At 37.1% G+C, this 20,786-nt stretch carries 21 protein-coding genes and 2 pseudogenes; 9 read left to right on the top strand and 14 right to left on the bottom strand.

What is annotated here, in order from left to right; all coding sequences use genetic code 11:
• A pseudogene (locus MSG95_RS08665) lies at positions 1–120 on the top strand (IS3 family transposase); the annotation flags it as partial.
• Between the two features lie 284 nt (positions 121–404).
• On the opposite strand, the gene MSG95_RS08660 reads toward MSG95_RS08665, so the two are convergent.
• Complete coding sequence (locus MSG95_RS08660) at positions 405–2,132, bottom strand: glutamine--tRNA ligase/YqeY domain fusion protein (RefSeq protein ID WP_068932973.1); 1,728 nt, start codon at positions 2,130–2,132, stop codon at positions 405–407.
• Between the two features lie 168 nt (positions 2,133–2,300).
• Between MSG95_RS08660 and MSG95_RS08655 the strand changes: the two genes are divergently transcribed.
• Together MSG95_RS08655 and MSG95_RS08650 are read left to right on the top strand one after the other, a co-directional pair.
• Entirely contained in the window at positions 2,301–2,810 is a 510-nt protein-coding gene (locus tag MSG95_RS08655; protein WP_004700945.1) for a peptidylprolyl isomerase, read from the top strand.
• Positions 2,811–2,825: 15 nt separating this feature from the next.
• Entirely contained in the window at positions 2,826–3,545 is a 720-nt protein-coding gene (locus tag MSG95_RS08650; protein WP_077164686.1) for a UDP-2,3-diacylglucosamine diphosphatase, read from the top strand.
• Between the two features lie 7 nt (positions 3,546–3,552).
• Here MSG95_RS08650 and MSG95_RS08645 read toward each other — a convergent pair whose 3' ends face one another.
• Positions 3,553–3,771 (bottom strand): hypothetical protein, encoded by a 219-nt coding sequence (locus MSG95_RS08645; RefSeq protein ID WP_077169307.1) that lies wholly within the window; start codon positions 3,769–3,771, stop codon positions 3,553–3,555.
• A gap of 139 nt (positions 3,772–3,910) precedes the next feature.
• Here MSG95_RS08645 and nfsB point away from each other — a divergent pair, with 139 nt between their 5' ends.
• Positions 3,911–4,564 carry an oxygen-insensitive NAD(P)H nitroreductase gene (gene nfsB / locus MSG95_RS08640; protein WP_019458301.1) on the top strand — a complete coding sequence of 218 codons (654 nt, stop codon included), beginning with the start codon at positions 3,911–3,913 and terminating at the stop codon, positions 4,562–4,564.
• A 36-nt stretch (positions 4,565–4,600) separates the two neighbouring features.
• Here nfsB and MSG95_RS08635 read toward each other — a convergent pair whose 3' ends face one another.
• From MSG95_RS08635 to tsaE, 5 genes are all read right to left on the bottom strand, one after another.
• Positions 4,601–5,458: a DMT family transporter gene (locus MSG95_RS08635; RefSeq protein ID WP_077164685.1), complete on the bottom strand. Its 858-nt coding sequence runs from the start codon at positions 5,456–5,458 to the stop codon at positions 4,601–4,603.
• A gap of 131 nt (positions 5,459–5,589) precedes the next feature.
• Complete coding sequence (gene hfq / locus MSG95_RS08630; RefSeq protein ID WP_324645021.1) at positions 5,590–6,063, bottom strand: RNA chaperone Hfq; 474 nt, start codon at positions 6,061–6,063, stop codon at positions 5,590–5,592.
• 94 nt (positions 6,064–6,157) lie between these two features.
• The gene (miaA, locus tag MSG95_RS08625; RefSeq protein ID WP_077164684.1) at positions 6,158–7,102 is read right to left on the bottom strand and encodes a tRNA (adenosine(37)-N6)-dimethylallyltransferase MiaA; all 945 of its coding nucleotides are present in this window, start codon (positions 7,100–7,102) and stop codon (positions 6,158–6,160) included.
• A 6-nt stretch (positions 7,103–7,108) separates the two neighbouring features.
• A complete protein-coding gene (gene mutL / locus MSG95_RS08620; protein ID WP_077164683.1) occupies positions 7,109–9,064 on the bottom strand; it encodes a DNA mismatch repair endonuclease MutL in 1,956 nt (651 codons plus the stop codon).
• Complete coding sequence (gene tsaE / locus MSG95_RS08615) at positions 9,057–9,530, bottom strand: tRNA (adenosine(37)-N6)-threonylcarbamoyltransferase complex ATPase subunit type 1 TsaE (protein ID WP_031944951.1); 474 nt, start codon at positions 9,528–9,530, stop codon at positions 9,057–9,059. Before tsaE ends, mutL begins: the two co-directional genes overlap by 8 nt.
• Before the next feature lie 119 nt (positions 9,531–9,649).
• Between tsaE and MSG95_RS08610 the strand changes: the two genes are divergently transcribed.
• From MSG95_RS08610 to MSG95_RS08600, 3 genes are all read left to right on the top strand, one after another.
• Positions 9,650–10,558: a pseudouridine synthase gene (locus MSG95_RS08610; RefSeq protein WP_213033534.1), complete on the top strand. Its 909-nt coding sequence runs from the start codon at positions 9,650–9,652 to the stop codon at positions 10,556–10,558.
• Between the two features lie 111 nt (positions 10,559–10,669).
• The gene (locus MSG95_RS08605) at positions 10,670–10,978 is read left to right on the top strand and encodes a type II toxin-antitoxin system RelB/DinJ family antitoxin (RefSeq protein WP_004700921.1); all 309 of its coding nucleotides are present in this window, start codon (positions 10,670–10,672) and stop codon (positions 10,976–10,978) included.
• A gap of 97 nt (positions 10,979–11,075) precedes the next feature.
• The gene (locus MSG95_RS08600) at positions 11,076–11,519 is read left to right on the top strand and encodes a GNAT family N-acetyltransferase (RefSeq protein WP_077164682.1); all 444 of its coding nucleotides are present in this window, start codon (positions 11,076–11,078) and stop codon (positions 11,517–11,519) included.
• Here MSG95_RS08600 and MSG95_RS08595 read toward each other — a convergent pair.
• Entirely contained in the window at positions 11,512–12,216 is a 705-nt protein-coding gene (locus tag MSG95_RS08595; RefSeq protein WP_077164681.1) for a pseudouridine synthase, read from the bottom strand. The two genes, MSG95_RS08600 and MSG95_RS08595, sit on opposite strands and share 8 nt — an antisense overlap.
• Positions 12,217–12,318: 102 nt before the next feature.
• Positions 12,319–12,535 (bottom strand): annotated as a pseudogene (locus tag MSG95_RS08590) (hypothetical protein).
• Positions 12,536–12,788: 253 nt separating this feature from the next.
• Here MSG95_RS08590 and MSG95_RS08585 point away from each other — a divergent pair.
• Positions 12,789–13,241 carry a DUF441 domain-containing protein gene (locus MSG95_RS08585; protein WP_004700914.1) on the top strand — a complete coding sequence of 151 codons (453 nt, stop codon included), beginning with the start codon at positions 12,789–12,791 and terminating at the stop codon, positions 13,239–13,241.
• 50 nt (positions 13,242–13,291) lie between these two features.
• Here MSG95_RS08585 and MSG95_RS08580 read toward each other — a convergent pair whose 3' ends face one another.
• Both MSG95_RS08580 and MSG95_RS08575 read right to left on the bottom strand, forming a co-directional pair.
• A complete protein-coding gene (locus MSG95_RS08580; protein WP_004700912.1) occupies positions 13,292–14,212 on the bottom strand; it encodes a LysR family transcriptional regulator in 921 nt (306 codons plus the stop codon).
• A gap of 260 nt (positions 14,213–14,472) precedes the next feature.
• The gene (locus MSG95_RS08575; protein WP_025465208.1) at positions 14,473–14,901 is read right to left on the bottom strand and encodes a hypothetical protein; all 429 of its coding nucleotides are present in this window, start codon (positions 14,899–14,901) and stop codon (positions 14,473–14,475) included.
• Positions 14,902–15,127: 226 nt separating this feature from the next.
• Between MSG95_RS08575 and MSG95_RS08570 the strand changes: the two genes are divergently transcribed.
• Entirely contained in the window at positions 15,128–16,327 is a 1,200-nt protein-coding gene (locus MSG95_RS08570; protein WP_077164680.1) for an MFS transporter, read from the top strand.
• Between the two features lie 26 nt (positions 16,328–16,353).
• Here the strand turns inward: MSG95_RS08570 and MSG95_RS08565 are convergent, their stop codons facing one another.
• The 3 genes from MSG95_RS08565 to MSG95_RS08555 form a co-directional block, all read right to left on the bottom strand.
• A complete protein-coding gene (locus MSG95_RS08565; RefSeq protein WP_077164700.1) occupies positions 16,354–17,337 on the bottom strand; it encodes an ion transporter in 984 nt (327 codons plus the stop codon).
• Positions 17,338–17,474: 137 nt separating this feature from the next.
• The gene (locus MSG95_RS08560; RefSeq protein ID WP_004700904.1) at positions 17,475–17,909 is read right to left on the bottom strand and encodes a hypothetical protein; all 435 of its coding nucleotides are present in this window, start codon (positions 17,907–17,909) and stop codon (positions 17,475–17,477) included.
• A 229-nt stretch (positions 17,910–18,138) separates the two neighbouring features.
• Positions 18,139–20,778 (bottom strand): bifunctional aconitate hydratase 2/2-methylisocitrate dehydratase, encoded by a 2,640-nt coding sequence (locus MSG95_RS08555; RefSeq protein WP_077163439.1) that lies wholly within the window; start codon positions 20,776–20,778, stop codon positions 18,139–18,141.
• Between the last annotated feature and the right edge of the window lie 8 nt (positions 20,779–20,786).

Below are 20,786 nucleotides of genomic sequence, written 5' to 3'. Positions count from 1 at the left end.
ATTGAGATTTATTACAATCGGGTCAGAAGACATTCTGCAAATGGCTGGTTAAGCCCTGAAGCCTTTGAGAAGAAATATTTTAAGAATTTAGAGGGATTTGTTGTCCACGATACTGTCTAGGATCACTGATTTACTATGGATATCTGGAAGTTTATTAAAAGCTTTAATACGGTCAATACTTATTTAATGCTTTCAAGTATGCTTCTTCTATTATTAGTTCTTTATTTTTATGTGATTAGTCCTACCTAAGCTTGTTTGCCAAGGAAGCGAAATCATAAAGAAAAAGAATATTATGAGAAGACCTCCGAAAAAAAGCCCAACGTTATAGTTGGGCTTTTTTAATATTTTCTATTTACTCACAACATGTTGTTCATCTTGCGAAAAAGTAAGAGATAATTAATCTCTTACTTTTTCTCAGGCTTAAAGCTATCTTTTAGATCGAGAACACGGTTAAAGACTGGTTTTTCAGGAGTGTGATCGTGTTGATCTGCAACAAAATAACCTTCACGTTCAAATTGGAAACGATCTTCAGGACTCGCTTGAGCTAAAGCAGGCTCAATCACAGCCTGTACCACTTTCAACGATTCTGGATTAAGGTTTGCCAAGAAGTCATCATCTGCATCAGGCGCTGCTTCAGTAAATAAACGATCATAAATACGCACCTCAGCAGGAATACCTTTTGTCGCAGATACCCAGTGAATTACGCCTTTTACTTTACGGCCTTCAGGGTTCTTACCTAAAGTTTCAGGATCAATTGAACACTTCAACTCAACCACTTCACCATTTGCATCCTTAATAACTTCATCACACTTGATGACGTATGCATGGCGTAAACGCACTTCACCATCAGTTGTTAAGCGCTTAAAGCCTTTAGGAGGTACTTCTTCAAAGTCTTTGCGGTCAATATAGATTTCCTTGGTTAAAGGAATTACACGGTCACCCATATCCACATTAGGATGGCGAGCATGTGTAAGATCCATATCTTCTGGTAAATTGGTCAAAGTCACTTTAAGTGGGCTTAAAACAGCCATGCCGCGCGCAGCAGTATTTTCTAAAGATTGACGAATGCAGAACTCAAGCATTGCAACATCAACAATACCGTCAGTTTTAGACACACCTACACGTTTACAGAAATCACGTAAGCCCTCTGGCGTAAAGCCACGACGGCGCATACCGACAACTGTTGGCATACGTGGGTCATCCCAACCGTTTACATAACCACCTTCAACCAGCTTACGCAATTTACGTTTAGAGGTAATCGTATAGTCTACGTTTAAACGAGAAGATTCATATTGGTGTGGAACAGATTTAGATTTAACCTTTTCAACAATCCAATCATAAAATGGACGGTGATCTTGGAACTCCAATGTGCAAAGTGAATGTGTGATTCCTTCAATTGCATCAGACAATGGATGAGCATAGTCATACATTGGGTAAATTTTCCATTTGTCACCAGTTTGGTGATGCTCTGAATGCAAAACACGATACAAAATCGGGTCACGCATATGCACGTTCGGGCTTGCCATATCAATCTTGGCACGTAGAACTGCTTCACCTTCTTTGAGTTCACCACTGCGCATCTGTTCAAAGCGAGCAAGATTCTCTTCTACAGAAGCATCGCGATATGGAGAATTTTTACCTGGCTCGACAAAATTACCGCGATTTAACTTAATTTCTTCAGGAGATTGCAAATCAACATAAGCATCACCTTGCTCAATTAACTGAATTGCCCATGCATAAAGCTGATCAAAATAACCAGAAGCATAGCGTGGCTCACCATTCCAGTTAAAACCAAGCCATTTCACGTCATTGGCAATACCATCAACATATTCTTGTTCTTCTGCATCTGGGTTTGTGTCGTCAAACCGTAAATTACAAAGGCCATTGAACTCTTCAGCAACACCAAAGTTTAGACAGATTGCTTTTACGTGACCAATATGTAAATAACCATTTGGTTCTGGTGGAAAACGCGTTACGATTTGTTTTGCACGTCCGGCAGCCAAATCATCAGTAATGACTTGGCGAACAAAATCTAATCCAGCCTGTTGTTCTTGCTGCGCAGAATCGACAGAGGCATGAGTATTCGGTGTCGGGTTGTTTGGCAGGTTCGAGACAACATCATTAGGCTTCATAGTGTATCAATCACTTCTTTGTAGATAAAATTTCGAAAAAATAAACGCTATCTTCATTTTTCATAAAGATTTTAACGTTTTTTACTTGCCTTGTAGTTTACAGTTTGCTTATGCTTCTCTCAACCAAAAAACCCATGGTCATAAGCCCATGTTTAGGAGATTAATGTAATGAGTTTTCCTCAAGTCGAATTAAACACCAATAAAGGTCGTATTGTTCTTGAACTAAATACTGAAAAAGCACCAAAAACAGTAGCAAACTTTTTAGAATACGTACGTGACGGTTTTTATGACGGCGTTATTTTCCACCGTGTCATTGATGGTTTCATGATCCAAGGCGGCGGGATGGATGAAAACTTCAAAGAAAAAGCAACTCGCGATGCGATTGAAAACGAAGCTGACAACGGCTTAAGCAATGATGTTGGTACAATTGCTATGGCACGTACTCAAGCGCCTCACTCTGCTTCTGCACAATTCTTCATCAATGTAAAAAACAACTCTTTCTTGAACCATACTTCAAAAACTGCTCAAGGTTGGGGTTATGCTGTATTTGGTAAAGTTGTTGAAGGTATGGACGTTGTAGAAGCAATCAAAGGCGTACGTACAGGTAACCGTGGTTATCACGCTGACGTTCCTTTAGAAAACGTTGTTATCGAATCTGCTAAAATTATTTCTGAATAATTTTAGGAATAAGCTGTGACCTATTTGTTTATTTCAGATTTACATTTGTCACCTGAACACCCTCGACTCGTTCGAGGGTTTTTAGATTTGTTGATACATTATCAAAATAAGCAAACACAGCTTTACATTTTAGGTGACTGGTTTAATGCTTGGATTGGGGACGATTATTCAGCCCCTTGGCTCGATGAAATTGTCGAAGCTTTAAAAACATTTAATCAAAAAGGTAATCGAGTTTACTTTCAAGTCGGTAATCGTGACTTTGCTCTAAATCAGGTTTTCCTGAATAAGTTTAATGGTGTGCTATTACCAGATACTTATTATCTTAATATTTCAGGACAACAATATCGTTTAGAACATGGTGATGCGTTGTGTATAGATGATATTTCTTACCAAAGATTTAGAAAAATTATTCGAAACCCTCTTTTAGTGGCTTTTTTACGTCGAACCCCTCTCAGTTTTCGTACAAAACTGGTCAATGGTTTTCGTAAAAAGAGTCATTCTGATAAACAACAAAAAAGTTACGAGATTATGGATGTGAATGAACAGGCCGTAATTGCTGCTTTAGAAAATGTTGATGCACTTATTCATGGTCATACTCACCGTCCCGCAATTCATGAGATACAACAAAAACAAAGAATTGTACTAGGTGACTGGCGTGAAGATCATGCAAAAATTTTAGAAATTGATCCCTCTTCACATATGAAACAAATTAAACTAACTGATTGGTATTATTAATTAATAATTATTTATTTTTCAAATGTCTAGCTTGTTTATTCAAATCAAAATCCCAGATCATACATAGACAGGTAATGAATACAAATTTCCAGTTTATATGTCCGTACTTTTGATATTCGATATATAAAATTAAAATGCACAATACAAATGCAAAAATTAGAAAAGCTTTAACAATTCTAATTTCTCGTAGTTTACTTTTTCGATTAATTGATATTAATTCAAACATTTTCAATAAATTAGTAAGAAATTTATATAAGTATTATATTTATTTATCACATTAAAATGCAGATGTTTTTCTCTGAAATCACGTATGATGCCAAAGATTAAAGCCCTTCCATTGTAATAAGATTGATATGGAGTAAAGTATGGATATATTAAATACGGTTAAAAGTCGCTACACCACAAAAGCGTATGATCCTGAGAAAAAGATTCCTCAAGAAAAATTCGATAAATTACTAGAAATCTTACGCTTTACACCTTCTTCAGTGAATATACAACCTTGGCATTTCTTAGTTGCTGACAATCCTGCGGCTAAAGAACGTATTGCTAAGGCCTTAACAGGTCGCTACGCCTACAATGCGCCAAAAGTCCTTGAGTCATCACATACACTCGTATTTTGTACAAGAACAGATATTTCACCTGAGTTTTTAAACCAGTTACTTGAACAAGATGATTTAAGTGGCCGATTCAAAGATGAAAAAGCAAAACTCGGCCAAAAAGATACTCGCCATGGCTATGTAGAGTTTTATCGCAATGAGCAGAAGAACTTATTTGGTTGGATGGAAAATCAAACCTTTATTGCTTTAGGGCAACTACTTTTTGCAGCTGGATTAGAAGGGATTGACGCAACACCCATGGGTGGTTTTGACGAAGATATCTTAAATGAAGAATTTAGTCTAAAAGAAAAAGGCTTACGAAGTTCAGTCATTGTATCACTTGGCTATAGAAGCGAAAATGATTTTAATGCCAAGCTCCCAAAATCTCGCCTACCTGACGATGTGATTTTTACTCACTTATAAACTTAGCAGAGTTCAAAAGAACTTTCTTTTGGACTCCTATTTCATAGTAAGTGCTAAACATACTAGACCACTTATTCCTAAAATTGTTCCTAACATGGTTGGCAGTTTTAATTTTTCTTTATATAAAACTACACCACAAACGATGCCAAGCAACACGACTAAAATATTCATGCTTGCAAAGACAATTGCGGGAGAGTCTTTAAGTAAAATATGGGCTTTTACATATAGAGCTATGTTTGAAAAATTCAGAACTCCAAGTAACAATCCAGCCAGTGTATTTTTAAAATTCCATACTGACTTTTTTTGGAAAAATAAATAAATAATTGATAAGACAAAAGATGTTATAAAAATTAGATTCAAAGTTAACGTAAACTGTAATCCTAAACTACTCGTATATTTTAATAATATATCTACTGCTGCATAACCAAACCAAACACTCATCAAAGCAAAAATTGCTTTTTTTGATTGATGGTCTGAAGAACCTTTGAACTGTCCAAATACAATTAAAAAAACAGCAAAAATTCCTAAACCTATTCCCAATAATTTAAGAGAACTAAACTGTTCATGAAAAAAGAAATAAGCTGCTAACAAAGAAAGTACTACTGATAGCCGCTGAGCGATTTCAGTTTTGACAATACCAGCATATTCTAATGATTTTGCAAGACACAAAAAAATACTCGGTAGAATGATCCCTAATGCAAAAATTAGCCACCAAGGCGTATTCTGTATAGATATATGCTGTATATCTGGCTTAAACCACCAATAGCATAACAAGCTTGCACTTGCATAATTCCATGCAATCATCTGCATGGGCTGGTATCCCTTTTTCTTTAAATTTTTTAGCAGCACGGACACCAAAACACTGCACAGTGCTGCAGCAAATATTAATATCATTCGCAAAGAACCAATTAATTAACCGAAATTTGAAGAAATGAGATGAACTGAAGTCTAGCTAATTTACTTTTATATTTTTAAAGCCATAAAAAAACCAGTCAGTTTATGACTGGTTTTTTTATGGTAATCAATTAACGATTATTTTCGTCTTCTTGACCATCTTCAAATTTAGAATCGCCATCAAAACCGCCTTGGTGTCCACCGAAGCCGCCTTGACCGCCGAAGCCACCAGCTTGACCACCGAAGCCACCTTGACCGCCGAAGCCACCTTGACCGCCGAAGCCACCTTGACCGCCGAAGCCGCCACCTTGACCGCCGCCAAAGCCAGTACCTTGACCACCGAAGCCACCTTGACTACCACCCTGAGCTGGGAAACCTGCACCTTGTGCACCTGCTGGACGAGGGTTACGAGCTGGAACAACCGTAGAAATAGCGTGTTTGTAAACCATTTGACTTACAGTATTTTTTAATAAAACAACATATTGGTCAAAAGATTCAATATGACCTTGTAATTTAATACCGTTAACAAGGAAAATAGAAACTGGGATACGTTCTTTACGGAGAGAATTTAAGAACGGATCTTGTAAAGTTTGACCTTTAGACATTTTTAACTCCAAAAAAAAATTTTTAAATCAGCGCAAAAAAACTATCTTTATTTTTCAACTAAAAATTATAAAAAGACAGTGTGCAAATTTTGCTTTATCCATAAGAGTTTCGCAAGTCTTCTTTCGCCTGCTTTATCGTCAAGTAAGTTTTAAAATCGTGTATTTCTTGCAAAGAACGTAACCACGTATATTGACGTTTGGCAAGTTGTCGTGTTGCAAATAAGGCTTTATCCTCCATTTCCTGCTTTTTTTTGAGACTCATATCACTTTTTAATAGAAATTCTAGAGCTTGTCGATAACCAACTGAACGCATAGAGGGTAAATTTTCATCTAAATCGTATTTTTCAATTAGAGACTCAACTTCACTCAAAAAACCGATATCCCACATTTTGCTCAATCTTTGCTCAATGCGTTGATGTAATTCTAACCGATCTGGAAGCAAAGCATAGTTATGAAATATGTATCGATATGGTACATTTTTTGGTTGCTCAGCCTGCAATTTAGTAATTGGTTGACCTGTAATACGATAAACTTCAAGCGCTCGGATAATTCTTTGCTTATCAGAAACTTTAAATTTTCCAGCAGCAATTGGATCTACTAGCAATAAATCATTATAAACGGCTTCCCAACCTTCATTTTCTGCCTTTTCTTCAATTGCTGCACGAACATTTGCATCAGCACTTGGTAAATTACTTGATAAGCCTTCCAAGAGCGCCTTGAAATACAACATGGTTCCTCCTACCAAAATAGGAGTTTTACCACGCGAATGCATTTCATCAATTAAAGCACATGCATCTTCAACAAACTGAGCAGCCGAATAAACTTCAAGTGGGGTAATAATATCAATCAAATGATGTGGATATATCTCCTGCTCTTCACGAGTGGGCTTAGCTGTACCTATATCCATATCTTTATAAACAAGTGCAGAATCAACTGAAATTAACTCAAAATTTCCACGCTCATAAAGTTCACATGCCAAAGCGGTTTTTCCGCTTGCAGTCGGTCCCATTAAATTGATGACGGGCAATTGATTTGACATGTAAAACTACTCTCCTCGAGCAAATAATTTATCTAGTTGAGATAATGGAAATGCACGCCAAGTTGGACGGCCATGATTACACTGACTCGCAAATTCAGTTTGTTCCATTTGGCGCAGCAAAGCATTCATCTCAGAAAGGCTGAGTTGTCTGTGCGCTCTCACTGCCCCATGACACGCCATACCAGCTAACAGTTCATCACGCTTTTGCAATAACCCTTGTGCTTCATCATTTGGATCTAAATCATTTAGAAGTTCTGGAATAAGATTTTCAAAATCCGCTTTTTGCAAGATAGCTGGCACACCACGCACAATTACTTGCTCGTCCCCATACAGATCGATCTCTAATCCTAAGCGTTCAAGCTGAGGTTTTAAATCCTCAACCCGCACAGCTTGCATACGACTAATTGAGATTACTTTAGGTATAAGCAACTGTTGAGATGTCCAAAACTCAGGTTTATCCCAAGCATTTTTCATTTGCTGCAGCAAAATACGTTCATGTGCTGCATGCATATCAACAATAATCAAGCCTTCCGTATTTTGCGCCAGAATATAAATTCCATGAAGCTGAGCAATGGCAATACCTAATGGAAATTCATCTACTTTAGCGACAGGCTCAATATTTTCCTCAACTGAAAAATTGGCAGTAGGTTGATCGCGTAAAGGTGCTAAGTAAGTCTTTAATGCGTTATTTAACTGCGCAGAACCATTATATTTTGGAGTTTGTTCTGCATAGTGAACAGCTTGTGGACGACTGTCATTAAAATCAGTTAAAAGTTCAGTAGACGGCTGATAACTACTCGGCTTGTCTACTGTTGTATCAACAGCTTGCTCTGTACGATGTAATGTGAATTGTTCTTGATATTTAGGCTGAGGTTGTACCCATGAGGCCTGAGTATCGTCCACCTTCATAGCTTGGGCTAAATCAGCACTCGCTGTCTGAAATTGTGCTAGGGTTTCTTTAGCATAATGTCTTACAAACTCATGTACTTCGCGTTGATTTAGAAAACGAATCTCATGTTTGGTTGGGTGAACGTTAACATCAATATTTTCAGGATCAACTTCTAAGAAAAGTAAATAAGATGAATGCTGATGACCATGTAAAATACCGTCATATGCCATTCTTAAAGCATGTGAAATGGTTTTATCTTTCACAATTCGGCCATTTACATAGACATATTGTAAGTCTGCTTGAGCACGTGCATCTGAAGGATGTCCTAACCAACCCGACAAACGCATATTGATACTGTCAGCATCTATCCAGTAAGCATTTTGAACAAACTGTTGACCTAATAATTGCTGTACACGCTGAAATCTTAATTCACCGCTATCTGCTATTGGTAAATTAATCCGAATATTATCGTTATGCTCGAGTACAAAACGTATATCAAAATGTGTTAAAGCCAGACGACGTACAATTTCTTCAATATGACCAAATTCAGTTGTGGGCTTTTTTAAAAATTTACGGCGAGCAGGAACGTTAAAAAATAAATCCTGAACTCGAATATGAGTGCCCTTTTGTGCAGCCACAGCTTGTACTTGTTGGTGGTCAAAGGCTGTACCATTCACTTCAACCTGATGACCAATTCCGCTTTCATCTTGGCTACTGGTTAAAGTTAATCGTGAAACCGCAGCAATAGAAGCAAGCGCTTCACCACGAAAACCTAAACTGACGATTGCGTGTAAATCTTCTGCTGTTTTAATTTTACTTGTTGCATGACGCATTACTGCCAATGGTAAATCATCAGAATGTATTCCATGCCCATTGTCAATGATCTCGATTAGTGTTGATCCGCCTTGTGCAATCCGCACAATCAGTTCAGTTGCACCCGCATCAATTGAGTTTTCTAATAATTCTTTTACAACCGATGAAGGACGCTCAATTACCTCCCCGGCAGCAATCTGGTTGGCTAACGCGGCGTCTAATGTATGAATACGACGTTGTGCTAGCTTTTCATCAGTCATGAAGCTGTTCCTGCAAAGTCTGGTACAAATGCTCTGTTGGTAAAGTTAAAGTGACGAAACGATTGAGTTCATCATCTGATTTTTGAATATCAATAACAATATCTGCCTGTGGTATTTCATCTCCACCTTTCGACGGCCACTCAAATAAAAATAGTGCATCCTGAATGTCTAAATAATCACGGATTCCCATTAACTCGAGTTCGTAGGGGTCATTCAGACGATATAAGTCAAAATGAAAAATTTCTTTATTATTGATTTTGTATGGTTCAACAAGTGTATAGGTAGGACTTTTAACCGAGCCTTTATGCCCTAAAGACTGCAAAAAATAACGGGTTAATGTCGTTTTACCGGCACCCAAATCACCAATCAGATAAATCACGCCAGCCTGAACATGCTGCGCCAATGCCTGAGCTAAACGCTGGGTATCTTCTTCATGATTTAAAACAATTTTCAATGAATACGACATAACACACATAACATGATTCAAAATAATCGATATGATACCATTGCCCTGCTTTAAAGCCTACTTAAGTCCTTAACGATGGCTTTTTTTACACCACATTTATTAAATATTGACACACTTTTATGTCTAGTCCGATTGAATTTTTCCCACCTATGATTGATGGCGTAAGCGCAAGCCAAGTCTATCTTACGACTCAAACAAATGCTCAGACCATCTATCAATTTCTTTGTGAAAATTTTCCTCATATAAAAACAGTTGAGTGGCAACAACGTTTTCAGGATGGGCTTATTTACGCGGCAAATGGTGAAAAATTAACATTAGACAGCCCATATATAGCAAACACTCATATTTTTTATTATCGCTTTCTTGCTTATGAAGCCCATGTTCCCTTTGAACATCAAATTTTATTTGAAAATGATGACTTGCTTGTTGTAGATAAACCTCATTTTTTAACCATTAGTCCAACCGGGCAATATGTACAAGAAACGCTATTAGTCAGATTAAAAAAACAAACGGGTAATGAGTTTTTAACCCCAATCCATCGATTAGACCGTGAAACTGCGGGAGTCGTTTTATTTTGCAAACGACCACAGTCACGCGGGGTTTACCAACAGTTATTTGCAGATCGTCAAGTTCATAAGATTTATCATGCAATCGCTCAATATAAAGCTGAATTAGAATTTCCTCAGACTTTAAAACTCTATTTAGATAAAGGTACGCCCTTTTATACAATGTGCGTTATTCCCCATACTAAAACCAATACAGAAACAAAAATTGAGTTGCTTGAGCATAATCAATCTTGGGCTAAATACTGTTTAACACCCACTACAGGAAAACAACATCAACTCCGTGTGCATTTAAGCCATTTGGGAATTCCGATTAAAAATGATCCGTTTTACCCAATAGTTCAACATAAAGCTGACGATGATTTTTCTCAACCGTTACAGCTATTAGCTAAGCAAATTTCTTTCATAGACCCACTGACAAAACAGCAAATGATTTTCAATTCTCGCTTTGAATTGACACTGTAATCATATCGTAATGACAAAAAGATTATTTTTTATGCTGAAAGACATTGAAATTACATTCCGATGGTTTAAAATAAATCCCTAAAAATTAAAAATCATTTGGTTTTGTTATTCATGCGAAAAACAGAAGTTTATCAGGTTCGACTTGACTCCCAAGAGAAAAAACAGGCTTTTGCTGTTTTTAAACAATTGGGGATTACCCCTGCCCAAGCAGTGCGACTGTTCTTTAAACAAGTCGTCTTAACTAAATCTATTCCTTTTGCGATCGAAAATCAGAACATTAATATGGAACAATTATTAAAACTGAGAAAAGCGAAAGCATCTTCCTTAAATCAGAACCCTTCAAGTTTAAATGAAGATGATGACCACGAAGATTTATTTGAAGAGTTAAATGCCTTATTGGGTGAAAGTGACAACACTTAACAGTGTTGCATTTTTAAACAACTTTTAACGTCAATTGGCTTTTTTTTTAGTTATGCTCTCTTTGTAAAAACATAAACATAAATACAAGGAGCGCCTAATGATTGTAAGACGAGCGACCAAAGAAGATTTAACACAACTTGCTGTCCTATTTGATGAGTACCGTCAATTTTACGGTGCATCTTCTAATCTTGATGAATCACATGATTTTTTGAAACAACGTTTTGAAAATAAAGAAAGTGTTTTTTTTATTCATATTAAAGATGAAAAAATCACTGGTTTTGTCCTTCTTTATTTAGGTTTTTCTTCTGTTGCTTGTTCAACTTATTACATCTTAGATGACGTATATGTCACTCCAATGTTCCGTCGTCAGGGTTCAGCAAAACAGCTTATTGATACGGCGATTTTATTTGCAAAACAAGAAAATGCTTTACGTATTAGCCTAGAGACTCAAACGAACAATCATGAATCTCACCGCCTCTATGAAAAAATGGGCTTCATTAAAGACAGTGAATTTCAGACATTTCATTGTTTTCTTAAATAATGTTTTGAGCGAGTTGTTTTTCCTGCTCAGACAAATAAACCCAATCCCCTTCCTCAATTTCAGGTAAGACCAGTTGGCCTATTTGATATCGATGCAGTTTTTCGACTTTATTGCCAACAGCAGCAATCATTCTTTTGACTTGATGATATACACCTTGATGAATGGTCATCGTTAATTGATGAGTTCCAAGTAGTGCTACATCTGTAGCAGCAAATATCCCTTTTTCTTGGTGTAAATTAACGCCTTGAGTAAGCATTTCAATTTGTTCAGGTGTGATTGGGTCATAAGTCGTCACATGATAAACCTTTGGAACATGTTTACGAGGATGCGTTAAAGCTTGAAGATATTTACCATCATCAGTAAGTAACAATAAGCCAGTTGTATCTTGATCTAAACGACCAATGGCTTGCACACCACGTTGAATCATAGTTTCAGGCAATAAGCTAAAAACACTTTGATGATGCTGAGGATTGTGCGAACACTCGAAACCTTGCGGCTTTTTCAGAGCAATATAAATTTTTTCTCGATACAGATAATTTTGACCAAAAACAGAAAATTCAAAATTTTCAGGAGAGAATTGCTTTTTAAGATCACTCGCAACCTCTCCATCAATACTTACAGAACCATTTTTTATTAACTGCTGGCAATATTTACGTGAACCGAACCCTTGTGATTGCAAAATTTTTTCCAGCAGCATAAAGCTTTCTCTTTAAAACCAAACCATTATTTTAACGCAGTTTCAGACTTTATTATCCTTTTTGCTTTATCAACTTTGTACTTAACTCTCATCATTTTGAAGTTATTCTTCAATGACGCGATAAATTTTCTCGTTTTGTTCACTTTCAAATAACAATTCAGTCGTAGGCAAGATAATTTCATTATCCACAATAATATGTTCAATTCGCTGACTTAGCTTTAGAGGCTCATTATCATGTTCAACCAAATTCTTCTTTTTGAGCTTTCGCATCATAAATTTTTTCGAATTGATCTTTAATTTTAATATCGACAATGTCCATATGAATCATCCTAAAATTATGACTAATGATTATTTTTATATCACAACATTTCAAAAGAAGAGTTTTTAACTTGTTAATTTATATAACATCGTTTCCAATCGTAACCAGAAAAAAAACTCTTTATGATTGAATCATATAGACTAAAATTGTCATTACAAATTTATACTCTAATCTTTGCAACTTTTAAATGCTTTCACATTTTGATTCTCAATTATTATACAATTCAAATTATTTGCTTTCCTTGCCACTCTCCATGCTTGCCCAATTCGATGTTAATTTAGTTGTTTTACTGGTTTTGCTGATTTGTGGCTTATTGAGCCAAAATGCTGCTGTAACAATTGCAGCAGGTGTGCTTATTGTGATTAAAATTACCCCGCTAAATGAGTTTTTTCCTTATATCCAAGCGCATGGCCTTAATTTAGGAATTCTTATTTTAACGATTGGCGTACTTACCCCCATTGCGAGTGGCAAACTTAGTGGAGAAAGTATTTTAAAATCGTTTGTTAGTTTTAAATCTTTGATTGCCATTGCAATCGGTCTACTTGTTGCTTGGTTAGGTGGACGTGGTGTAAAACTTATGTCAAGCCAACCTGATGTAGTTGCGGGCTTACTCATTGGTACAGTTGCAGGCGTTGCACTCCTTCGTGGTGTACCAGTTGGGCCACTCATTGCAGCAGGGCTATTATCTTTATTTATAGGCAAATAAAAAGGCACATCTAAGTACCTTTTATTACTAATTGGGCTAAGTACCCATGTTTAGCCTGAATAATAAGAATTTCGCTTTAAAGAGAACTTTTCTAACTGTTTTAAAAATCCCTCAAAATAGCTCTTCTCTTTTTCTTCAACTCGATAGCCTGCATATAATGTACGTCTTAAACCATTTTGAGAAACACAATCTAAACGGCGGCTAGTGACCCATCCCTTTTGCTCATATTCATTTACTACCCAGTCTGGTAAAGCAGCAATACCTCGCCCACTCGCTACAAGCTGAATAAGCATTTGAGTTAAATCTGTTGTACGAATTTGTTTTGGTTGAATATTTGCTGGTATAAACAGTTTCGACATGATGTCTAAACGATGCTTATCAACGGGATAAGTAATAAGAACTTCTTCTGCAAGGTCTTGGACCGTAATATTTTCAGCACGAACCAATCGATGAGTGTTTGATAGAACTAAACGTGATTCATATTCAAAAATTGGAAAATATTCAATTCCTTTTAATGCAATTGGATCGGCTGTAATGAGTAAATCAAACTCTCCATTTTGTAAAAGCTCATGTGGGTTTGACTCAAAGCCTGAAGCAAAATCTAAATCCACATCTGGATATTGATGACGGTATTGATTGAGCAAAGGCATTAGCCAGTCAAAACAGCTATGGCATTCAGAAGAAAAAATAATTCTACCCGTTTGCCCATGCACAATACGAGTAATATCACTTTGAGTAATTTGAATCTGTGGCAATACATCATCAGCCAATTTGAGCAAGCGCTGCCCAACATTCGAAAAACTAACAGGTCTGCTTCGACGATTCACGACCTCTACCCCATACCAATGATCTAATTCTTTTAATTGGTGAGAAATAGCAGAGGGTGTTAAACACAAATCATTAGCTGCCGCAACAAGTGAACCATGTTCACGTAATGCAACCAAAGTTTTAAGATGACGAATTTCTAACATGGGCAAAAGCCTGAATAAATAGATTTATCCATAAATTTTGAAACTTTTCTCTTATTTGAAGAAAATAGAGTGAGTCTAGATAAATCATTATTAATGAATAGTATTCATCTTATCACAATATTAATTAATGTGTCTCAACTTGCTTTTTACTTGATTATTTTTAAGGTGAATAAACCAATTAAATTTTAAGACAATGATTTTATCTAATATAATTTTTTAACATATATAAAGAAAAAGGCCTAAAGGCCCTTTTCATTTCATCACTCTGCTTTTGGTTTAGGGAATGCCTGCTCAAAATCGATGAGCTTAAAACTTTTCACCAAATCATCTTGCCCGTACGTTACTTCATAAGAAGTTTCTTTCCCACTAAAATATGCCTCAGTTGGTGTTCCAAATACTTCCCATAGCCCGAATGAAGCAACATCCGCTATACCATGTCCAAATGCACGGCTTACTTTCGCCCATTTTGGATAACCTTGCTGGAAAGTATAAATCTCGACTCTTGTACCATCACGATATTCAGAAAGTACAGGTGCTCCTAGCTCAGCAATGACATAATTGCGAGAACTACCCGGATTTAACACGTTTAAATTTTTTTTACTTGGTTGATTACCCGCCATAAAGACTGAGCAACCTGACGTAGATAACATGACCAACCCCATAAGGCAGGCAATACTTAATTTTCTCACGATTTAGATTCTCTATTTTTTAAATATTTATACAACTTATTGTAATGCCTAGAGTATTACGAACTTATCATATATAATTTATTAAAAAATTTCGATAAATTATTTAAAATAAATATAAAATGCTTTTGCTTAAAACCTGCAACTGTACGCTCAATGTTTTGTTTTTTATTATTTTGACCTCTTTTCCCTTATACTTTCATTTTTGAGTCTCCTTTTTTAATTTATTATGGCGTCCCCCCGATCTTCATCCAACACACCTCAACATTATTCACTGTTCTTAGCAATTTTCTCTCTCGCAGTTGGTGGTTTCTGTATTGGCACCACAGAATTTGTGGCAATGGGCCTTATTCAAGAAATTGCACACAACCTAAATATTACAGTACCTGAAGCTGGACATTTTATTAGTGCGTATGCATTAGGTGTTGTTATTGGTGCCCCTATTATTGCTATTTTGGGTGCTAAAGTTCCTAGAAAGACTTTATTGCTTTGTCTCATGCTGTTTTATGGTATTGCTAATGCTTGTACAGCCCTAGCAGATACGCCTGAGACCGTTTTAGTTTCTCGTTTTATTGCAGGTTTACCCCATGGTGCATATTTTGGAGTGGGTGCTCTGGTCGCTGCTGAACTTGCAGGCCCGTCACGAAGAGCTTCTGCAGTTGCACAAATGATGATGGGTTTAACCGTTGCTACAGTTATTGGCGTACCTTTAGCAACATGGTTAGGCCAACATTTTGGTTGGAGAGCAGGTTTTGAATTTTCAGCAACGATTGCATTTTTTACTTTAATTGCTGTAGCTTGCTTTGTGCCGAATATTCCGGTTCAGGCTACTGCCAGTATAAAAACAGAATTGGCTGGGCTTAAAAATATAAATATGTGGTTAACCCTTGCGGTCGGTGCAATTGGCTTTGGAGGCATGTTTTCGGTATATAGCTATGTCTCACCTATTTTGACTGAATATACAAAAGTTAATATTCAAATCGTTCCTATTGCGCTAGCACTGTGGGGAATCGGAATGGTGATTGGAGGTTTAGCAGCTGGCTGGCTGGCAGATAAAAACCTCAATAAAACCATTGTAGGCGTACTTATTAGTTCAGCAATCGCCTTTGTTGTTGCAAGTTTTCTAATGAGTAATATATATAGTGCTATTGCTTCTTTATTCTTAATTGGATTGACTGTAATGGGCTTAGGCGGAGCATTACAAACACGCCTGATGGATGTTGCAGGTGATGCACAAACACTAGCAGCTTCACTGAATCACTCAGCTTTTAATCTTGCGAATGCATTAGGTGCATTTTTAGGTGGTTGGGTACTCAGTCATCAGATGGGCTGGATTGCACCGATCTGGGTAGGGTTTGTATTAAGTCTTGGTGGTCTTATTATTTTACTTATTGCATTTGCTGTAGAGAAGGCAACTCAAAAAGCCTGACTAGCGCCAGACTTTTGACCAAAATACTAGTCTGTTAGCTTTCCACCACAATGTGGGCAATAACATTTCTTTTCCATTTCCACTTCTTTTTCTTCTAATACCTTTTCGCGCATGATTTGAATAATCAGATTATGCGCTTGTTCTTTTGGCAATCCGACTTTTTGCCGAATACGTTCTATTTCAATTTCATCGTGCATGATATCTATACCACGCACTTGAAGTAACTCTCGGAACTCTTGTTCAAGGCGCTGATTACGCTGGTTCAGTTCATTAGCTAAACCAGAGGCTAAAATACCAGCCGGCAAAGCAGCAATCCCTACCCCTAAAATTGTAATCAAAGCACCTAGCAACTTTCCTAAGCTGGTTACAGGTGTGACATCACCGTATCCGACAGTAGTTAAGGTAACGACTGCCCACCACATTGCTTTTGGAATAGAGCTAAATACTTCCGGTTGAGCTTTATTTTCAACCACATAAATACCTGAAGCAGTCATAATAATCATAATGATTAAAATGAAAATTACTGCCTGAAACGAGCCCTTTTCCCTTTTAATGACACAAAGCAATATTTGTAAAGAGATAAAATAGCGAGTTAATTTTAATAGTCGAAGTAAACGTAAAATTCTAAGCATACGAAGGTCTATTCGTACAAAGAAATTTAGATATGCAGGCAGAATTGCCATGAGGTCAATCAGTGCCTCTCCACTCTTCATCCAAGCAAAACGCTGTTTCCAGGCAGATTGTGTCGGATCACGTTCGACTACACTCCAGAGACGCAAGAGATATTCAATACTAAAAATTGTGATAGAGATATTTTCAAAGTAGTCAAACCATATACGATAGCTGTAATACAGATCATTTACTGTTTCTAGCAGTACCGCAATTACATTTCCTATAATTAAGAAAACCAAGAAATAGTTAATACATCGACTTACTGTCGTTTCGTAATCATGATCATGAAGGTTGTTATAGAAGAACTTACGTAATGCCTTCCAAGCTAAAATTCGCATACGGATCTGAGCCACATTATTTTGAACATATATTAAGCTCACACACGTAAATTCACCACTATAATGCTTAATAAATATTTTATTAATTGTATTAGCTAAACAATCATAAAGAATATTTCATATTTTCTAATTATATTTTAATGGGCAGCAACATATCTAAACTCATTTTCTTCCCACCATTGCACATCATAAATACCACCATGTGATTTCAAAATGACATTAATATAATTTTGAAGCAGCATAATATGATGAGTAATATCCAACTTTCTAAAAAGAAATCTTTTCAAAATTGGTGTATTTGGCGAAATAAATATTGCGAAACCATTGCTGTATTCTTCATAAACACTAATACCAATATACATCGTGATCTCTGGTAGAGGTACTTCTATTTCCCAACCCCAACGCTCAGGATTTAATTCGATATTTAAGTGATATCTATTTTTCAAGATACTATAAATATATTGTGCAATATCTTCAGTTTTCTGTACTAATGTATTTCCGTCTTCTGTTGATAATTTTTGATCATATAACTGATAGTCATCAAATTTAAATTCAACAATTGTCTTTAGCATTTTTAAGTTCCATATATAAAATACCCGTGTTCTTTTTAATTATTTTTAAGTTCATGAAAACATTTTAAAGCAAAAACTTCTTTAATATCTAGCGCTATATTTATTTTTACATTTTAAATATACAAAATATGATCTATTTAATATTTTAATTTGAAAATTGTGTATTAATTCTCTTTTAAATAAAAAAGGAGCTGAATAATCAGCTCCTTTTTTGTACTAAATTGAGGTATTAAGTCAATTGAGCAGCAGCAATTTTCTTAGTATCTACTTTATCAGCAGCATTTGTATATTCGCCCATTTGGTCGAAATTCAAATATTTGTAGATGTCAGCAGACATGCTGTCAATTTGAGCTGCATATTGTTGATATTCTTCTGGAGTTGGTAATTTACCAAGTACAGCAGCAACAGATGCAAGCTCAGCAGATGCTAAGTAAACGTTAGAACCTTGACCTAAACGGTTAGGGAAGTTACGTGTAGAAGTCGATACAACAGTTGTGTTCGGCGCAACACGTGCTTGGTTACCCATACATAATGAACAACCAGGCATTTCAGTACGTGCACCAGCACGGCCATAAGTGTTATAGAAGCCTTCTTCCATTAACTGGTGTTCGTCCATACGTGTTGGTGGAGCCAACCATAAACGAGTTGTTAATGAACCACTTGGTACTTTCTCAAGTAACTGACCAGCAGCACGGAAGTGACCGATGTTAGTCATACAAGAACCGATGAATACTTCATCAATTTTGTCACCTTGAACGTCAGAAAGAAGTTTTGCATCATCTGGATCGTTCGGGCAGCAAAGAATAGGTTCTTTGATTTCTGATAAATCAATTTCATACACTTTAGTGTATTCAGCATCCGCATCAGCTTTAAGTAGGCTTGGGTTTGCTAACCATTTTTCCATGTTTTCAACACGGCGAGCCATAGTACGAGCATCACCATAGCCTTGTGAAATCATCCACTTAAGCATTGTGATGTTAGAACGTAAGTACTCAGCAACCTTCTCTTCAGAAAGTGTGATTGCACAACCAGCAGCTGAACGTTCAGCAGAAGCATCAGAAAGTTCAAATGCTTGCTCAACTGTTAAGTCAGTTTCCATTTCTGTTAAGTCGATTTCTAAGATACGACCAGAGAAGATGTTTTTCTTACCTTTTTTCTCAACAGTAAGATCGCCTTCTTTAATTGCATAGTAAGGAATCGCATGTACAAGGTCACGTAAAGTGATACCAGGCTGCATTTTACCTTTGAACTTAACAAGAACTGATTCAGGCATATCAAGTGGCATTACACCAGTTGCAGCAGCGAAAGCTACAAGACCCGAACCTGCTGGGAACGAAATACCAATTGGGAAACGAGTATGCGAGTCACCACCAGTACCTACTGTATCTGGAAGAAGCATACGGTTTAACCAAGAGTGGATAATACCGTCACCCGGACGTAAAGACACACCACCACGGTTCATGATGAAGTCTGGAAGTGTATGTTGCATTTGTACGTCAACTGGCTTTGGATAAGCAGCAGTGTGACAGAAAGATTGCATAACTAAGTCAGCAGAGAAGCCCAAGCAAGCTAAGTCTTTTAACTCGTCACGAGTCATAGGACCAGTTGTATCTTGAGAACCAACTGTAGTCATCTTAGGTTCGCAGTAAGTACCAGGAATTACACCTTGACCTTCTGGAAGACCACATGCACGACCAACCATCTTCTGAGCTAAAGTGAAACCTTTGCCAGTTGCAGCAGGTTGTACTGGAGTACGGAATAATGTAGATGGTGCAAGACCTAAAGCTTCACGCGCTTTAGCAGTCAAACCACGGCCAACGATCAAGTTAATACGACCACCAGCACGTACTTCATCTAAAAGAACTGGAGTTTTAAGTTCAGATTCAGCGATTTGCTCACCGTTTTTGAACGCAGTTACTTTAGCTGCTGAATGATCAATCTTAAGAACGATTTCGTCGCCCATGTTCATGTTCGCAACGTCAATTTCTACAGGTAACGCACCAGCGTCTTCCATAGTATTGAAGAAAATCGGAGCGATTTTAGAACCTAAGCAGAAACCACCGTCTTTTTTGTTTGGAATGTGAGCGATTTCGTCACCGAAGAACCAAAGCACAGAGTTTGTTGCAGATTTACGAGATGAACCTGTACCGACAACGTCACCTACATAAGCAACTTGGTTGCCTTTAGCAATAAGTTCTTTGATTTGATTTAATGGACCAACTTCACCTGGTTTTTCAGGATTGATACCATCACGCTCGTTTTTCAACATTGCGTTTGCATGTAATGGGATATCCGGACGGCTCCAAGCGTCTTGAGCTGGAGATAAGTCATCGGTGTTTGTTTCACCCGTTACTTTGAATACAGTAAGTTTGATTTCTTCTGGTACGTCTTTACGACTAGTGAACCATTCAGCATCAGCCCAAGATTGTAAAACAGCTTTTGCATTTGCATTGCCAGCTTTAGCTTTGTCAGCTACGTCATGGAACGCATCAAATACAAGTAATGTTTTTTTCAATGCTTCAGCAGCTAAACCACCTAATTCAGCATCATCTAGAAGCTCAACTAAAGGCGCTACGTTGTAGCCACCAAGCATCGTACCTAGTAAATAAACTGCACGTTCTTTAGAAACTAGCGGAGATGTCGCTTCGCCTTTTGCAATCGCTGCCAAGAAAGCTGCTTTTACGTAAGCTGCTTGGTCAACACCTGCAGGAACACGGTTTTCAAGCAAATCAACCAAGAATGCTTCTTCACCTGCCGGTGGGTTTTTTAATAACTCAACAAGTTGAGCAGTTTGAGCATCATCAAGTGGCTTCGGTGGGACTCCGAGTGCGGCACGTTCAGCAACGTGTTGGCGGTAAGCTTCTAGCACGGTGTTCA

Source organism: Acinetobacter sp. IK23, assembly GCF_035615275.1.
In the GTDB taxonomy this organism is placed as follows: Bacteria; Pseudomonadota; Gammaproteobacteria; order Pseudomonadales; family Moraxellaceae; genus Acinetobacter; species Acinetobacter seifertii.
The sequence above is the reverse complement of the archived record's forward strand: the minus strand, read 5'-3'. Positions and strand labels throughout refer to the sequence as shown.

Bases quoted from the DNA above. Each gene is read 5' to 3' on its own strand.
- miaA (WP_077164684.1), bottom strand. From the start codon at position 7,102: ATGTCAAATCAATTGCCCGTCATCAATTTAATGGGACCGACTGCAAGC.
- MSG95_RS08565 (WP_077164700.1), bottom strand. From the start codon at position 17,337: ATGCGAATTTTAGCTTGGAAGGCATTACGTAAGTTCTTCTATAACAAC.
- MSG95_RS08580 (WP_004700912.1), bottom strand. From the start codon at position 14,212: ATGTTAGAAATTCGTCATCTTAAAACTTTGGTTGCATTACGTGAACAT.
- MSG95_RS08605 (WP_004700921.1), top strand. From the start codon at position 10,670: ATGCGAAAAACAGAAGTTTATCAGGTTCGACTTGACTCCCAAGAGAAA.
- MSG95_RS08660 (WP_068932973.1), bottom strand. From the start codon at position 2,132: ATGAAGCCTAATGATGTTGTCTCGAACCTGCCAAACAACCCGACACCG.
- MSG95_RS08595 (WP_077164681.1), bottom strand. From the start codon at position 12,216: ATGCTGCTGGAAAAAATTTTGCAATCACAAGGGTTCGGTTCACGTAAA.
- MSG95_RS08610 (WP_213033534.1), top strand. From the start codon at position 9,650: ATGTCTAGTCCGATTGAATTTTTCCCACCTATGATTGATGGCGTAAGC.
- MSG95_RS08570 (WP_077164680.1), top strand. From the start codon at position 15,128: ATGGCGTCCCCCCGATCTTCATCCAACACACCTCAACATTATTCACTG.
- MSG95_RS08655 (WP_004700945.1), top strand. From the start codon at position 2,301: ATGAGTTTTCCTCAAGTCGAATTAAACACCAATAAAGGTCGTATTGTT.
- tsaE (WP_031944951.1), bottom strand. From the start codon at position 9,530: ATGTCGTATTCATTGAAAATTGTTTTAAATCATGAAGAAGATACCCAG.
- mutL (WP_077164683.1), bottom strand. From the start codon at position 9,064: ATGACTGATGAAAAGCTAGCACAACGTCGTATTCATACATTAGACGCC.
- MSG95_RS08585 (WP_004700914.1), top strand. From the start codon at position 12,789: ATGCTTGCCCAATTCGATGTTAATTTAGTTGTTTTACTGGTTTTGCTG.
- MSG95_RS08560 (WP_004700904.1), bottom strand. From the start codon at position 17,909: ATGCTAAAGACAATTGTTGAATTTAAATTTGATGACTATCAGTTATAT.
- hfq (WP_324645021.1), bottom strand. From the start codon at position 6,063: ATGTCTAAAGGTCAAACTTTACAAGATCCGTTCTTAAATTCTCTCCGT.
- MSG95_RS08645 (WP_077169307.1), bottom strand. From the start codon at position 3,771: ATGTTTGAATTAATATCAATTAATCGAAAAAGTAAACTACGAGAAATT.
- MSG95_RS08635 (WP_077164685.1), bottom strand. From the start codon at position 5,458: ATGATATTAATATTTGCTGCAGCACTGTGCAGTGTTTTGGTGTCCGTG.
- nfsB (WP_019458301.1), top strand. From the start codon at position 3,911: ATGGATATATTAAATACGGTTAAAAGTCGCTACACCACAAAAGCGTAT.
- MSG95_RS08600 (WP_077164682.1), top strand. From the start codon at position 11,076: ATGATTGTAAGACGAGCGACCAAAGAAGATTTAACACAACTTGCTGTC.